The sequence below is a fragment of the Nitrospirales bacterium genome (genome assembly GCA_031315865.1).
Taxonomy (GTDB): Bacteria; Nitrospirota; Nitrospiria; order Nitrospirales; family UBA8639; genus JAGQKC01.
In genome coordinates, this window is the sequence record JALDRJ010000002.1 from 489,715 (window position 1) to 505,609 (window position 15,895).

Annotated in this window: 11 protein-coding genes and 1 tRNA gene; 6 read left to right on the forward strand and 6 right to left on the reverse strand. The window is 50.4% G+C overall.

Going from position 1 to position 15,895, the window contains the following annotated elements:
* Positions 1 to 64: 64 nt before the first annotated feature.
* Complete coding sequence (locus MRJ96_02240) at positions 65 to 346, forward strand: hypothetical protein (GenBank protein ID MDR4500264.1); 282 nt, start codon at positions 65 to 67, stop codon at positions 344 to 346.
* A 143-nt stretch (positions 347 to 489) separates the two neighbouring features.
* Here MRJ96_02240 and MRJ96_02245 read toward each other — a convergent pair.
* Positions 490 to 565: transfer RNA gene (locus MRJ96_02245), tRNA-Arg, on the reverse strand.
* A 612-nt stretch (positions 566 to 1,177) separates the two neighbouring features.
* Here MRJ96_02245 and MRJ96_02250 point away from each other — a divergent pair.
* Together MRJ96_02250 and MRJ96_02255 are read left to right on the forward strand one after the other, a co-directional pair.
* Positions 1,178 to 1,990 (forward strand): hypothetical protein, encoded by an 813-nt coding sequence (locus MRJ96_02250; GenBank protein MDR4500265.1) that lies wholly within the window; start codon positions 1,178 to 1,180, stop codon positions 1,988 to 1,990.
* 311 nt (positions 1,991 to 2,301) lie between these two features.
* Positions 2,302 to 2,601, forward strand: a complete 300-nt coding sequence (locus tag MRJ96_02255) for a hypothetical protein (protein MDR4500266.1) — start codon at positions 2,302 to 2,304, stop codon at positions 2,599 to 2,601.
* Positions 2,602 to 2,612: 11 nt separating this feature from the next.
* Here the strand turns inward: MRJ96_02255 and MRJ96_02260 are convergent, their stop codons facing one another.
* From MRJ96_02260 to mtaB, 4 genes are all read right to left on the reverse strand, one after another.
* Complete coding sequence (locus MRJ96_02260) at positions 2,613 to 4,766, reverse strand: SUMF1/EgtB/PvdO family nonheme iron enzyme (GenBank protein MDR4500267.1); 2,154 nt, start codon at positions 4,764 to 4,766, stop codon at positions 2,613 to 2,615.
* Between the two features lie 171 nt (positions 4,767 to 4,937).
* Positions 4,938 to 5,867 carry an HDOD domain-containing protein gene (locus tag MRJ96_02265; protein ID MDR4500268.1) on the reverse strand — a complete coding sequence of 310 codons (930 nt, stop codon included), beginning with the start codon at positions 5,865 to 5,867 and terminating at the stop codon, positions 4,938 to 4,940.
* 304 nt (positions 5,868 to 6,171) lie between these two features.
* A complete protein-coding gene (gene miaB / locus MRJ96_02270; protein MDR4500269.1) occupies positions 6,172 to 7,554 on the reverse strand; it encodes a tRNA (N6-isopentenyl adenosine(37)-C2)-methylthiotransferase MiaB in 1,383 nt (460 codons plus the stop codon).
* Between the two features lie 18 nt (positions 7,555 to 7,572).
* The gene (gene mtaB, locus MRJ96_02275; protein MDR4500270.1) at positions 7,573 to 8,955 is read right to left on the reverse strand and encodes a tRNA (N(6)-L-threonylcarbamoyladenosine(37)-C(2))-methylthiotransferase MtaB; all 1,383 of its coding nucleotides are present in this window, start codon (positions 8,953 to 8,955) and stop codon (positions 7,573 to 7,575) included.
* A 116-nt stretch (positions 8,956 to 9,071) separates the two neighbouring features.
* Between mtaB and MRJ96_02280 the strand changes: the two genes are divergently transcribed.
* Together MRJ96_02280 and MRJ96_02285 are read left to right on the forward strand one after the other, a co-directional pair.
* Positions 9,072 to 9,479, forward strand: a complete 408-nt coding sequence (locus MRJ96_02280) for a hypothetical protein (GenBank protein MDR4500271.1) — start codon at positions 9,072 to 9,074, stop codon at positions 9,477 to 9,479.
* 253 nt (positions 9,480 to 9,732) lie between these two features.
* The gene (locus MRJ96_02285) at positions 9,733 to 11,127 is read left to right on the forward strand and encodes a TrkH family potassium uptake protein (protein ID MDR4500272.1); all 1,395 of its coding nucleotides are present in this window, start codon (positions 9,733 to 9,735) and stop codon (positions 11,125 to 11,127) included.
* A gap of 17 nt (positions 11,128 to 11,144) precedes the next feature.
* On the opposite strand, the gene MRJ96_02290 is transcribed toward MRJ96_02285, so the two are convergent.
* Positions 11,145 to 11,435 (reverse strand): hypothetical protein, encoded by a 291-nt coding sequence (locus MRJ96_02290; protein ID MDR4500273.1) that lies wholly within the window; start codon positions 11,433 to 11,435, stop codon positions 11,145 to 11,147.
* A 665-nt stretch (positions 11,436 to 12,100) separates the two neighbouring features.
* Here MRJ96_02290 and MRJ96_02295 point away from each other — a divergent pair.
* Complete coding sequence (locus tag MRJ96_02295; protein ID MDR4500274.1) at positions 12,101 to 15,652, forward strand: vitamin B12-dependent ribonucleotide reductase; 3,552 nt, start codon at positions 12,101 to 12,103, stop codon at positions 15,650 to 15,652.
* Positions 15,653 to 15,895 lie beyond the last annotated feature (243 nt).

Genomic DNA, 15,895 nt, shown 5'->3' on the forward strand with positions numbered 1-15,895 from the left:
GGGCCTGAAGCGGATACGTCTGCACGTCTTTTGTACAGGAAAGCGAATGAGGATTTGAATCAGCATGGAAGCGGGGAGTACAATAAAAATACCCTACTCAGGAGCACTCCTCCTCCAAGGGTGCAACTTTCGAAGAGTCGGGTCTTCGGAGTTGCGGTTGCTCGGCGATCCACTCACCCTACGATTCATCGCTGAGCAACCAGGCTTTATCTCAATCGGGCAGGGTCAGTTACGAGAGAGAGTCTATCGCCGTTCTTTCGTCTATCGAGCCCTGCCCTTCTCACTCTTCGTGAGTCCTTCCACTCCATCTTGCCAATATCGAAACGTTGCTCGCGGCACAGACTGAATGTTCCCTGGGAAGGGCAAGCAATCTTGGAGGACCAGAGCAAACTCAAATAACTTTCAGCTGATGCAATGCAACTACCCACGCACAATAGCGAATCTCAGACGTATGGAATTTATTTGAAACGGCTCTAGTGGCTGAAGAAGTGGCGTGCCCGGAGGGAGTCGAACCCCCAACCTCCTGATCCGTAGTCAGGTGCTCTATCCATTGAGCTACGGGCACTAGATGTGATGTATCAATTTTTTCTTGAAATGTTTGAGGCAGGACCTTATGAGATCGACAAAGAATTCTCTCTACGGCCCGTGAGTATACCTGTTTTCGACCCTGAATGTCTTTATATTTCAGCACCGTTTGGCAGAATTACACAGAACTGATTCGGATGCATCTATGCCCTCCAACATACCTAGGCAAACACAACTAAATTAAAACTTAAAACTTTGTTATTGATGTTTCAGACAGCAGGCAGTATAATTTATTTTCATTAAATTCGAATCCGTTTATAGGTTTTATTTCTATGCTGTTATTAAGACTCAAATCCGAAGAGGAGACAACATAGAGAAGGGAATATAGAGAAGGAATTAATGAGAGAATACAACGTGGCGAGGCTCATAAGATTAAATTTATAATGCCCTCATCGTTTCTAACGACTTACTCGCTGCACCACACAATCCGTTAATTCAGTTGACCCGTCAGTCAGCACATCCCCTCCTCTCACAAGCAATTTCCATTTGATTTTTCTTGTTATTCATTTTTTCAAGAAAATGAAATTTTTCTGTTTTTAGCACCCACAGGCAGTACATTTAATTCATCACATGGTTCGGAAGGAGGAAGTATATGAAACACATCGCAGCAACCGTAGCAGTGATACTCGCCATGACGAGTCCTGTTTTGGCTGCACCGTTTGAGCTTAATTTCATGCCAGGGTCTGCATTAGAATTTATTCAAAATGGCCCAGCCACAGATCCTGATGGACATGGCAACAAGGACGTCGATCGGCTAATAGTAAATGTCGGCCCAGGTGCCCCAAGCACCACAACGGCCACAACCTCAGCTTGGTCGGCGAAAGACGATTCCTCATCGGCCAAGTGGTCAGCCTCCCAGCTATATGGTTGGAACGGTGGCCTTGGCATTTGCAATCAAGGTGAAGGACTAATTATCCCAAGCCCTTATAATGACTCGTGCAGTAGCAGCAGTTCAAATGTTGAACATCCAGGCGATAATAGTGGTCGTAAAGATTTTTACTTGATTGAATTTTCTAAGCCAGTCGTAATCACTTCAGCGATGCTAACTGTCTGGGATCCAACTAATTATTACGATTATGATCTTTCCTACTGGCAAGGGACTGGTCCCGCACCTGATTTCGCATCAAACACAGGTTATGGGTTCTTAGGCACAGAGCAAACTTTTTTTCAGAACGCAAAAAACAGTTCGGGTTCTCTTCACACAGCCAACCTATCCGGAATCCCAGGCGGAGGCGGGGCGGACTGGCTTCTCATTGGTACCAAATATGACCATAGTAATGACGCTATTAAACTCAAGAAACTGTCATTTGCCACAGTCCCGGTTCCACCCGTTGCCATTCTCTTTGGCACTGGGTTAGCAGGCCTCATCGGTCTCGCGCGACGCAAAGGCCTACTCAACAAATAATCGCCGACGCGACAATATTCGTTTCTCACATAAAAGGCAGAAGGTGAATAAATCACCTTCTGCCTTTTCCTTTTCCACCAATGGAGTCAAGTCTAAAGTTTAATAGTTTTAGCTGTTTTGACAGTTTCAAAATTTTTATTGAAATCAGATCTATGTATAAAAAATTCTCGTTTTGACTCGAATTTTTCAGGCTTCACCCAAAGGCCCAAGAGTCACCTAGGCCTTTTGGGGAATAGTGAATGGATTCCCGTCTCATGTGTACTGAAAGCTCATCCATTCATCTTGCTCATTCATCCCTCAGGGAGGTCTCCATGACTATCACAGAACATATTCACCAAGACCGGTTAGAGGTGCGATTCAAAGGAATTCTCGATCATACGGTGGGACCGGCCTGTGAACGCGCCATTCGGCATGCCCATGCACTGGGCCACAAACGGCTTCAACTCAACCTCGCGGATGTCACGGCTGTAGAGAAGGTCAGCTTAGGCACGCTCTGCTTTGCGCTTCATACTGTCCGACAACTTGGAATCGAAGGCACCGTCTTGAACGCTCCAGATGACATCAAAACCATTCTGTCTGAACTGGACAGTACCGCGATTGGCCGGTGTTAAATATCTGGCCGTTACTTTACGCTTTTCGCACATCGAAACCCTGTTTGATCATCGGAATTTTCGGGAGGTTGTGAAGCACGGGTTTTGATCGAGTGATAGGTATACCAAGATCCACCCCGTTTAACTTTTTCAGTCCCTGTTGCCGGACCTTGAGGATTCTGGGAAGGACTTGCATGATAATAGCGAAGTTCATACCAATCCGCCGTCCATTCCCACACGTTGCCGGTCATATCATGGAGTCCCCAGGGATTGGGGTCATAGGAGCCAACCAGCGCCGTGCGCTCATACCCGTCATCATAGCCAGGGAAACTCGGTTCAACTTGAAAAACAGTGTTTGCGTATGCATCAGCCATGTTGCCTACCCGGCGCGTGCCTGGAGCGTCACTCCCCCACCAATGTTCTGACTCTGTTCCCGCGCGCGCAGCATATTCCCACTCCGCTTCCGTGGGAAGCCGCTTTCCTGTCCATCGGCAATAAGCCTCAGCATCATACCAGGACACTTGGACGACCGGATGTAAGTCCAACCTCACGTCCGACTGACTGTTTGAACCCGAAGGTCGCTTCCATGTAGCCTTTGGAACTTCTTCTATCTCCCATGTCGTGCCGGAAAAAAAGCCCGTTGATTTGACCAGCGCCGAGGCGGTGCCTTTCTGACCGACGGTGCTCTGATAATTTTCTCCATCGACAAACTTTTGAAAATCCCGGTTCGTCACTTCATGCCGATCCAAATAATAGGCCGGCAGGGTGACTCGATGCCGTGGAGCATAATCGGCATTGCGGACTGGCAGACAAAACTCGACTTTAAAAATGGAGTCCCACTCACACACCTCTTCCGGCGCAGAGCCCATCCAGAATTCGCCTTGTTCGATGAGCACCATGCCCTCCGGCGCTTTTCCAATCACAGTGGTTATATCAGCGGGCAAGGCAGGTCGCTGTGGACGCACACGAACTTCCCGCACTGGTGCAGACGGATCGTTCTGGACCTGATCAAGGTGCACGTCAGCCTCCCTTAACCCTTCGAAAGCCTGCAAAGCATCTGGCCGATGAGGATTTTCATCGGGGAAATCTTGCAAAAACTTCGAGAGTGCTGAACGACGTTCATGCTCTGGGATCACGGTCTGCCTAACATAGGCTTCGACGGACTGCCAGGCCTGCTCCAGATTGGCAAAATACTCCGATCGCTTCTCGAGATTTCGATACGTCTCGAGGTTAACCGGAGCTATCGCATCAGCTTGCTGCGCACGACCCAAATCACCAACCGCATGTGCCAATGGCAAACGATTATCATACCGCCCCTCGATCGACGGATGTTGGCTGCTCTTCGTACTGGCCTTGACCAGCCGATACGTGTGATCGAAGAGTTCTCGTAATTCGACGATCCCATTGCGGTTTGTATCGGCCGATCCTTCCAGTCCGGTCAATAAGGCACAGGTAAACGCCCCATGTCCACCACAGAATTGCCGGCCCTCTTGGGAAAACTCTGCGGCGGTCGAAGATGACATTACAGCCACACCATCCTGAGCTTGTCCCATGGCCTCGAGCAAGCGATTAATATCGGCAGCTCCAGCCGACCGTCTGGTCAACATCGTCTGTGAAGCGGCAAAGGCTCCAGTATGACAGGCGTCGAGCAACAACACGATTTTCCTCGCCTTGCTGCGCTCTATTTGTCGAATCAAATCATGTCGGCTAATCCCTTGCGCCTCCGGCAGGTTCGGATCAGCCTCATGCGTGAGAAAATAGAGGTCTTGCCCACTCGAGTCCAAAAGCCCATGCATTGCCAAAAAGAGTACGACCAAATCTTCCGGTTCCGCACGGCGTAACACTTCCCTTACCGTCTGCAAAAAACCCCCACGCGTCACTTGTTCATTTACCAAGACCTGAAAGTGATCCGATGGAATGTGACTCGTAAAATGCCTAACGTAGAACTGGTGCAAGGCAGTGGCATCATCGTCGGCATATTCAAGCGTCAAACCAGCATGCCGGTAGATCGAGACTCCCACAAACACGCCCCACACTGAACCAATCTCTTCGCCAGTGCTCGGTGAGGCCAGAATGCCTCGCTCATCGGCATAGAGCGGTGTTGTCCCGAGCACGATCGCGCAAAAGAACGCAAGGCAGATGCCACAATCAGACTTGCCGCTCCATCGTTGAAAAGAGACTTCCATTGGACAACGCCCTTAAAAACGACCGAGAATTTTCCGGAAACCCGGAAGAGATGGTGCGTGCGTATTGTGACGCACTCATGAAACATCGTCAATCATCTCAAAAGTTGGAAACCCTAAGATTGACTCTATGTCGCGCGACTGGGGAGACAGCAAGAAAAGGAGCGAGAAAATCTAAGAGGGAACGGCATTCAAGAACGAGTGTTCAGCCATGTCGACGACATGCCGAATGTCTTCATCATTCCCGAGATTCATCTGAAAAAATGACGCGTATTCAGGAATAGCTTCGGCGATGTTCGAGAGGATCGTCACGAGATCCTGCGGAGTCAGGGCAAAATACTGTTGACCGAGAATCAGCAACTCATGAAGTCGCTGCTCATCCGTGGGATCACACCACAAGTCGGCTAACCGGCCAGAGATCATCACACATACGACAATCATTTGATGTTCGTCGGACGCTTCAGCCAACACGACATCATGGCTCCCACGAACAGCAACACGCATCACATCTGGCAATTCCCACATTTCGGCAAGCCAACTTCCGACTTCGCTATGATCGCTGCCGAAACGTTCCCGTTCATATTGTTGAAGCAATTGGTGATTGGAGCCCGCATGGCTGTAAATTTCCCCGTACTCGCCGCCAAACACTTCACTGAGGACCAACATACCCAAATCCTGCAACAGCGCAGCGAGGAATATTTCTTCGTAGTGGGGCACTTGCGCCCACCTGCCGAGGATCCGCGCGGCCACACTGGACAAAATGGAACGATGCCAATATCGAGTCTGGTCGAATGACACGCCCTGCTTCTTCTTTAGATCGCGATACAAGGAAAAACAAAAGGCCAACGTGGCAATGGAGTTCATGCCTAATAATGTCACGGCTTGCGTCACAGTCGTGACTTTATGTCGCGCCCCGCCGTAAAAGCTCGAATTGGCGACATTCAGGAGCTTCGCGACAAAAGATGGATCTTTACTGACCGTATCTGCCATTTTTTGACAGTCGACCGATTCGTCTCGACACATCTGCAGGACTTGTAGCGGAAGACTGGGAATGGCCGGCAATGTCTTGCAATTCTTGATGCGCTGCAGCAGTTGCTGATCCATAGGGAAGTTTCTCTGTAACTACTTTTGCAGAGAGGAGGCTGAGTCACCCTCCTGTTGACTCACAATTGGTACTCCTATTCATCGGTCATTGTGAATCCAACTTGAGCTATGTTTTTCCATTTCATCGTCCTTGTTTTTCATTGTTTTGATTCCCGTAGACTCCCCGGACCTCGTTCTCATTCGAGGACACTCTTACCTCACCTCGACGCTTCGCGGACCATGCCAGTCCACGGCATGCGTGTGATCTGGAGCTCCTCTTGTGTATGAACGTTTAAAGGGTTAGAAAATGTGTGAAAACGAAAAACTAAAGAGGGGCATCGATGGGGCGCCCGAATAACGTGGAGGCCGAGGCATCTTTCACTATGATCGAGAGAAGTTCTCCCGGCCCACAGATATGAAGCGATTTATCCCACACAACCGTGGTGTTGTGTTCCGTATGCCCCACCCATTGTGAAGAGGATTTTTTCGCATCGCCTTCAATCAATACTTCAACCGTCCGTCCGATCCACTCGCGGTTTTTCCGAAGAGAAAACTGTTTTTGGAAGTCTATCAGTTCCGCAACCCGCTCGATCTTGACTGATTCAGGGATATCATCGGAAAATTTTCTGGCCGCAATCGTATTTTTTCGTTCAGAATATTTAAAGACATACGATGAGAGATATCCGACCTCCTCCATGAGACGATAAGTGTCTCGAAATTCTGTGTCCGTTTCCCCGCTGAACCCACAGATGATATCGGTCGTAATGGGAATGTCTCCCCGTCGACGAATCTCTTCGACGAGATGAAGGTATTCCGCCCGAGTGTAACACCGGCCCATCGCTTCCAACACACGGTCATTCCCTGATTGAACCGGCAGATGAATATGACTACAGACCTTTGGATGCTGTGCCACGGCATCTAGCAAGGCGGGAGGAAAGTCTTTCGGATGCGGAGACATAAACCTCACTCGTTCTATACCTGAAAGATCAGCGATGGCGACAACCAACCGGGCAAAGTCCCAATCCTCAAATCGATAAGAATTGACGTTTTGCCCGAGGAGCGTGATCTGTTTGTACCCCTTTTCGACAAGGTGTTGCGCTTCATGCAGAATGCCCCGTGGGTCGCGCGAACGCTCCCGCCCTCGAGTGTACGGCACGACGCAAAACGTACAAAAATTGTCACACCCGCGCATCACCGCGATCCAGGCATTTACCCCTTCGGTACGCTCAGGGATGATGCGCTCATAGGTTTCATACTCCGAGAGATCGACGGAAAGTCCCTGCGTTTGAGTCTCGATGGCCTTGGTCAACAACTGAGGCAATTGGCGATAGCCATCAGGGCCAACCAGCACATCGATAAAGGGCTGTGTTTCCAGCAATTCTTGCTTGAGATTTTGCGCCATACATCCCAGGACTCCGATCACCAGGCCTCGTTCCTTCTTCAGATTCTTGAGGTTCCCTAGATGACCGTATACGCGGTTGTGTGCGTTTTCACGAATTGCACAGGTGTTCAATAAGACGACATCCGCATGGTCGCAATGATCGGTGAAGGCAAAACCCTGTCGTTTGAGGAGCGACCGCACCAACTCCGTATCATACTCGTTCATTTGGCAGCCGAACGTCTCGATATACACATGACGCGTATCCTGAGAAGACTCTGGCGCCGGAACGTCGGTCTCGAACGGATGAATGAGTTCTTGATGGATCATGGCAAGACTGCGCGCGAATCAACTAGGCAAGAGCGACAAAGGAGAGACAGAAATCCGTTCAGCGGTCGAATCATTCGACGGGTCATCGGTCAATTGACCAAGAGCTAAGCCGTCAATCAGCCCGGAAATCCTAACCGGTCGGATCGTATTCGCGAGATCTTCCTCCGAACGCACGCCAACCTTCACATAGTGGTCGGTCAGGCCGGTCCAAAGGCCTGAAGCCTTTTGCGTTTCAAATAACACGGAGACATCCTGAAACATCATACGCCGGTAAAATTGAAGACGCTTCTCTCGTGAGACCGCCGCGAGCGCCTGACTTCGTCGCCTGATGATCGCCGGTGAGACCGGGTTGGAGTGTTTGGCTGCGGCTGTACCAGGCCGACTTGAAAAACTGAACACATGCAAATAGGCAAAAGGAAGGTCGTTGATCAACGATTGCGTGTTGGCAAATTCCTGCTTACCCTCACCCGGAAATCCAACCATGATGTCCGTGCCGACGCAAAGATCAGGGATCACGCGAACGGCTTTTTCGATGAATAGGGAATACTCACGAGCAGAATACCGGCGATTCATCGCCTTCAGGATTCGGTCATCACCACTTTGCAGCGGGATATGCAGGTATCGACATAGCTTCTCCGAACTCCCCATATACTCCAACAATCCATCCGGCACCGTCGTGGGTTCTATCGAGGAAATACGAATACGGTCAATTTCAGGAAGGTCTTCAAGTCGCTGGATCAAGCGAAGCAAATCGGCATCGGCATCCCGATATTGGCCGATATTCACACCGGTCAAAACTAGCTCGCGATGGCCACGTTGAGCCAAGATTTCCGCCTCTCGAATCGCATCGTCAATATAACGGCTTCGTTCGCGACCCCTGGCAAAGGGAATCAGGCAGAACGAGCACATAAATTGACACCCGTCTTGAATCTTGAGATTGGCCCGAGTCGTGACATACTCCCCAGAGCCTTCCAAAGAAAAATTCTCATAATCAATTTTTTTGGTGTGCAATAATTCGGCCTTGGCATTTTTTTCATGCGTCGGAAGTGACGCCACATATTCGGGCAACTGCATCTTGTACTGTGTCCCCAACACCAGATCGATTCCGTCAATCGCTTGGAGTTGTTTTGCACTGGTTTGCGCGTAACACCCCGTCACCGCCACAAAAGCTCGAGGAGACGTCCTCAACATCCGCCGAACGACTCGCCGACAATCGGCTTCTGCTTCGTCCGTAACCGAACACGTGTTCACGACGAGCACATCCGCTGGCTCTCCAAACTCCACCTGGGTAAAGCCAAAGCGGCCAAAGCGATCGGCTAGAAGCGCCGTTTCCGCCTGATTGAGCCGACACCCGACCGTATAGAACGCGATGCGTCGCGACGAAGAATCATTGGCTTGCATGACTGCGATTATAGTCTAGGCATTTCCCCACAACAAGAAGTTTGAACGGTACATTTGTCGCGTGATAAGATAAAGATTGACGTGCCATCTGACCCTTTCCCACTAGGAGGAACTCGATGAATGCTTTTGTCTCCATCGTCCTCACCCTCGTTTTTTGGCTCTCCCTTTTCTCCACAGCAGGCGCCGTGAAAGAACAGACGCTTCCCGTGGAGCCTGACGAAGAAAGCCGACTGGAGGAGATCTATGATCACGAATCCCGCATGGTGATGTTTCTCTATTCGCTGAAAGGAAACGGCGAAGTGGATTACGTGACAGGGAGAAAAGTCCAGCATCATCAACGGAGTGAATTCGGCAATCCCGTGTATTACTTGGAGTCTTTTCCCCTCTTTTATTGGTGGAATCACAACATGTGGAATGACCCTGAACAGGATGGGGTAAACGGCAATGAACGCTTGTACGCCGAGAATACTGAATTTGACGCCAGTCGCTATAAGCCGTGTCTGTTCAATGGTCAAGCCTGTTGATGAGTCTCATGCCTGTCCGTTCCTTGCGTTAGTCCATTGAGTGGAGTATCGTCGGACGTTAAGCCTGTCACGGATTCTTCTTTTCTTCTTAATGTCTTGACTCCTTCACGTATGAGGGCTGTATTCTGTCACTCTCGTCTCGTCTCCCCGTGTGTCGCCATTTTTCCTTCCGGTGATAGATGGACACCACTTTTCCAGTTCGCTTCATCGTGGTCATTACACGAAACAGGAACCAAGGCCTAACGGAATCACCATGACCGCCATCGAACGAAGCGTACAGCTAGGGCGCTCACTCCTCGGACGTTTCACCGCTTACAGTCTCCTCCCAGGCCAAACCGTCGCACTCGCCGCCATGGCCTTGATTCTGGTCGGCACTCTGTTACTGCTGCTTCCTTTTGCCACGAGCCCCGGCGTAGAGCTGGGATTCATTGACGCCATGTTTACCGCAACCTCCGCCGTCTGTGTGACAGGCTTAATCGTCATGGATACCCCTCATGATTTTTCGACATTCGGCCAGCTCGTCATTCTCCTCCTTATCCAAATTGGCGGCTTAGGGTATGCGTTGATGGCGACCCTTATTCTCTTGATCCTAGGCCACCGGATTGGTTTGCGGGATCGGATGATGCTGACGGAAACACTAAGTACGATCAATATGGAGGGGTCCATACGATACGTCAAGATGGTCGCAGTCATTACGTTTGGCCTTGAAGGTCTTGGCACCCTGTTCCTCGCGGCCCACTTTGCGCAGGATATGAATTGGGGGTCTGCACTGTACTCGGGACTCTTTCATGCGGTTTCCGCCTTTAATAATGCTGGGTTTACGCTCTATTCCAACAGCCTTGGAGACTTCGAAACCCATGTTTCTTTTAATTTGGTCATCACAACACTCGTGATTCTAGGAAGTGTTGGGTTTCTCGTCTTCGAGGATATCATTGATAATCTCAAAGGACGACGGGTTCGTATTCTCACGCATACCAAACTTGTCTTGATCACGACTGGGATTTTGCTTGTCAGCGGCACGCTTGGGATTCTCATCTTAGAATGGTCCAACGCCCCCACCTTTCAATCCCTCAATGGGGGAGAGCGGGTGATGACCGCTTATTTCCACACGGTTTCACGAACTGCCGGATTTAGCACGCTGGAACTGAGTGAGATGCGAGATGCCACCCTATACTTCCTCCTGCTCTTAATGGCTATTGGGGGTTCGCCGAGCAGCATGGCCGGGGGGATCAAAACGACGACGATTGCGATCGTCTGCCTGACGATCTGGACCGTCTTACGGCGAAAAAACGATGTCGAGGTGTTTCACCGGCGTATTCCTCGCGATTTAACGATTCGAGCACTCTGCCTCACGATCATCGCCTTTGCGATGATTACCACGATCACCCTTATTTTGGACTCCACCGAGAAACAACGGTTTTTGCCGTTGATGTTTGAAGTGACCTCGGCCTTAGGCATCGTCGGCCTGTCGCTCGGAGATGGAGCCAACCACAGCCTCTCGGCCTCGCTGACCGATTTCGGGAAAGTCATGATCATGATCTCGATGCTTCTGGGACGGTTTGGGCCACTGATGATCGGGCTCTTTGCCGTCAAAACCGCCGTGCAAACTCGCTATCGCTTCCCAGAATCTCGCATCGTCATCGGATAACGAGGATGGTTCGGCCGTTACTTGATCCTTCTTTGCAGAAACAAAATGAACGCCACCAATGTCGGCAGCGGCGCGATGAGAAACGGAACATACCATCCCCATACATTTTTCCCGCGCACCCGCGTCTGGTCAAACATCCAGACCATGAGCCAGACCATAACTAATACATAATTGAGGATGATCCATTGTGTCGTTCGCGTCAACAGTTGACTGCTCTCGCCTCCACTGGCGGTTAACCAAAAGACGAGCTCCAACACACAAAATGCAACCACCAACCCAATGACGAGACGCTTACTCCAAACAAACATGTTCGATCCCTTCTGTTAGTGCTGAGGGTGTTTATTAGCTATGGGAGTAAATATATTTCAACAAGCCACTCATTCGGATCATAGAAGAAGAGCAGACTGGCAGATTTCTTCTTTTTTCACAAATTTTTCGTTCCATATTTTTTCAAGGCCTCATGGGCCCCTGTGCATGAATCATGGATTTACGTATTTTCTCCATGTTGATAGACAATACAAGGGCACTTGAAACTCGCTATAAAAAAAGACTTTTCCGGTACTCACAACATATTCAGAGTTATCCCCATATCAAAAATCAGAAAACACAATATTTAGTGTTGACATTTCACTCGAACCGCTATAAATTGGGTTTCTTGAAGATATTACTCGATGATATTTAATAATTCTCTGATGGTCATACGATCTATTCCTAACACGGTGCTCCAGGGTTCTTCTAGATCGATTCATACCAGCTGCCTGTCACGATCATCCTGCTTTTATACAGAGTCTTAACATCCAGCTCAAAAACAGTCTTAGTGGTTGGAAATATCTCTGAGCCTCTGTATCACAGCACCCTCTCTGTTTTCGAGTTATGAGGACCAAAGAGAATAACGAATGGCTCCGCTTCTTCTTACATGTTCAGCTAAAGGCTGGTCAGTTCACACCCACGTGAATTGGAAAGGAGATGTCTCGTGAAAATTGCTCGCCGCTTCACTCGCGCTGGGGAAAGCCCCTACCAGACTATCCCGTTTTCCACACGCTCCTCAGAAATTCGTAACCCTGATGGCTCCGTTGTCTTTCAACAAAATGACATTCAGGCCCCTGGTCATTGGTCGCAACTGGCCGTCGATATACTCGCTCAAAAATATTTTAGAAAAGCGGGCGTCCCTCAGTACGATCAGGAGACTGGCCAGCCCCTCACGGATGAATCAGGACAACCCAGGCTAGGGGGTGAACGTGATGCGCGACAGGTCTTTCATCGTCTGGCAGGCTGTTGGACGCATTGGGGGGAAACGCACCAGTACTTCGATACAGCCGAAGACGCGAAGACCTTTTACGATGAACTGTGCTTCATGCTGGCCCAACAAATGGCCGCACCCAATTCACCTCAATGGTTCAACACCGGCCTCCATTTCGCGTACGGCCTCTCTGGTCCCGCGCAAGGACATTATTATGTTGACCCCAAAACGCAACGGGTCAAACAAGCCAAGGACGCCTACGAACGCCCGCAGGTCCATGCCTGCTTCATCCAATCCATCTCCGATGATTTGGTCAACGACGGCGGAATCATGGATCTGTGGGTTCGGGAAGCACGCCTCTTTAAGTATGGATCGGGCACGGGCACCAATTTTTCACGATTACGCGGGGATGGGGAACCCCTTTCAGGAGGTGGCCGATCCTCTGGATTGATGTCGTTCCTGAAAATTGGCGACCGAGCGGCTGGGGCGATCAAATCAGGCGGCACGACTCGTCGGGCGGCCAAAATGGTCTGCCTCGACCTGGATCACCCGGATATCGAGGAATTTATCGATTGGAAGGTCATTGAGGAACAAAAAGTCGCCGCCATGGTCACCGGCTCAAAAGTCTGTGCTCAACGACTGAACGCCGTGCTTTCAGCTTGTCACCTGACCAAATCCGACGGGTCTTCCCTGGTTGAAACCGACGTCCACATGAACCCGGCATTGAAAGATGCGGTGCAATCCGCGCGCGAAGCGACAGTGCCTGAAGCCTATATCCAACGCATGTTCTCCTATGCCAAGGAAGGCTATACCCATTTCCTGTTCCATGAATACGACACGAATTGGGACAGCAAAGCCTACCAAACCGTATCCGGACAAAACTCGAACAACAGCATTCGGGTTCCAAACGGGTTTTTTGAAGCCATGACCGAAGACGGCGATTGGACGCTCACCCGACGGACTGACGGCTCAGCGAGTAAAACCATCAAAGCACGCGATCTCTGGAATCGTATCGCCTGGGCTGCATGGACTTGCGCGGATCCTGGCATTCAATACGACACGACCATTAACGAATGGCATACATGCCCGCAGGATGGTCGAATCAATGCCTCGAACCCCTGTAGCGAATACATGTTTTTAGATGACACCGCCTGCAACCTGGCCTCGCTCAACCTTGGGAAGTTTGTGTCGGCAACCGGAGAATTTGATTTGGACGGCTATCGTCATGCCGTAAGAATTTGGACGATCGTCCTCGAGATCAGCGTCTTGATGGCCGGTTTTCCGAGTCGGGCGATCGCCGAAAAGAGCTTTGTCTATCGCACCCTTGGGTTAGGGTACGCCAACCTCGGCTCCATCTTGATGAAGTTGGGGATCCCCTATGACTCACCAAAGGCCTTGGCTATTTGTGGGGCTCTCACAGCGATCATGACCGGCGAGTCTTACGCCACCTCTAGTGAGATGGCCGCTGAACTCGGGCCATTTAAAGCCTATCCCCGCAATCGGGAGTCGATGCTCAGAGTCATCAGAAATCACCGGCGAGCCGCCTACAATGTGCCCAAGGATGATTATGAAGAACTCTCGATTCATCCCCATGGCATCAACACCGAATATTGCCCGACTGACTTGCTCCAAGCGGCTCGCGACGCATGGGATCGCGCCCTCGTGCTCGGAGAAAAGCATGGATTTCGCAATGCCCAGGCTACCGTCATCGCGCCGACAGGAACGATTGGGCTGGTCATGGACTGTGACACGACGGGCATTGAGCCTGACTTTGCCATCGTCAAATTTAAAAAGCTCGCCGGCGGTGGATATTTTAAGATCATCAACCAGAGCCTTCCCCCGGCATTAAGCACTCTCGGATATGGCCAATCGGAGATTCAAGACATTATCAGCTATGTCTCTGGAGCTCGAACACTCGAGGGCTCCCCCTTTATCAATCATGAAAGTCTGCAGGCCAAAGGATTCGATCGCCCAGCGCTAGATCGTATCGAAGCAGCGCTTGACGGAGCGTTCGACATTCAGTTTGCTTTCAATAAATGGACCCTTGGCGAAGAATTTTGTCGAGAGACGCTCGGACTCACCGAGACGCAACTTGGGGACTCGCAATTCAATCTCCTAAAAACTCTCGGGTTTACGCAAGAAGAAATCTTGGCGGCCACGGACTATTGTTGTGGCACGATGACGGTTGAAGGCGCCCCACACCTGAAAGAGGAACATCTTGCGATCTTTGATTGTGCCAATCGTTGTGGACGAATCGGACGACGATATATTGCCACACAAGCTCATATTCGCATGATGGCCAGTTCACAACCGTTTATCAGCGGCGCCATCAGCAAAACAATCAACATGCCTGCCGACTCTTCGGTCGAAAGCGTCAAAGACGCCTACTTTACGGGGTGGCAATCCATGCTGAAAGCCGTCGCGCTCTACCGCGACGGGTCCAAGCTCAGCCAGCCACTGAGTTCCTCGATTGATGCCGGAGAATCGATCGGACACAAGAGTCAAGTCATGACCGCAGCTCAACAAGCGGCGTCAAAAGTTCTGGTGCGGTACCTGGCCAAACGACGGCCGCTCCCCACCCGACGAGGAGGGTACACGCAAAAGGCCGTCGTCGGCGGCCATAAAATCTACCTCAGAACGGGTGAGTACAAAGATGGGACACTTGGTGAAATTTTCTTAGACATGCACAAGGAAGGTGCCGCGTTTCGGAGTCTCATGAATTGCTTCGCCATCGCCATTTCCCTGGGCTTGCAACATGGGGTCCCACTCGAGGAATTCGTGGAAGCGTTCCTGTTCACACGCTTCGAACCCAACGGCCCCGTCAAACTCAATGATCACATCAAAATGTCAACCTCGATCATTGATTATATCTTCCGAGAATTAGCCATCACCTACTTGGGCCGCCATGATCTCGAACAAGTGGCCCCAGAAGACTTACGGGCCGACTCCATGCGGCATGACCCGGACGACGATGATGAGGACGATGATGAAGAACAGGAATTTGCCGATCCCAAAACGTTAGCCTCGACATCAATCAATCCAGGACTATTCCCTGCTAGACGTCAACAACGAAATGGTAATAGCCGGAATGGAGAAGGAAATGGTGGAAGGCTCGCGCACAAGGTCGAAGTGAGGCGGGCAACCATGACCTACACGGAAGTCCAAGTGGCTCGACTGAAAGGCTATGAAGGTGACCCTTGCCAAGAATGCAAGCAGTTCAAGATGGTACGAAACGGCATGTGCCTGAAGTGTGATAACTGTGGTGCCACTAGCGGATGTTCATGATTCGGAAAGCCAGAACAGACATGAGGTATTGACGATATCAGTGTCATGGTGCTTTCTGCTGTCTTGACTCGCAGCGTAGACTTAGCAAAGTGTTCGATTCGATTTCTCGATAGACCAACATTCCATTGTTCAGGCCATAGCTGACCGAAAGTAGACCAGCCAAAATTTCTCATCAGGCCTTTGATCAAACCCAAGGCCTGATGATGATACCTCTTGATACAACGGAATTTCCCAGTATCGCCT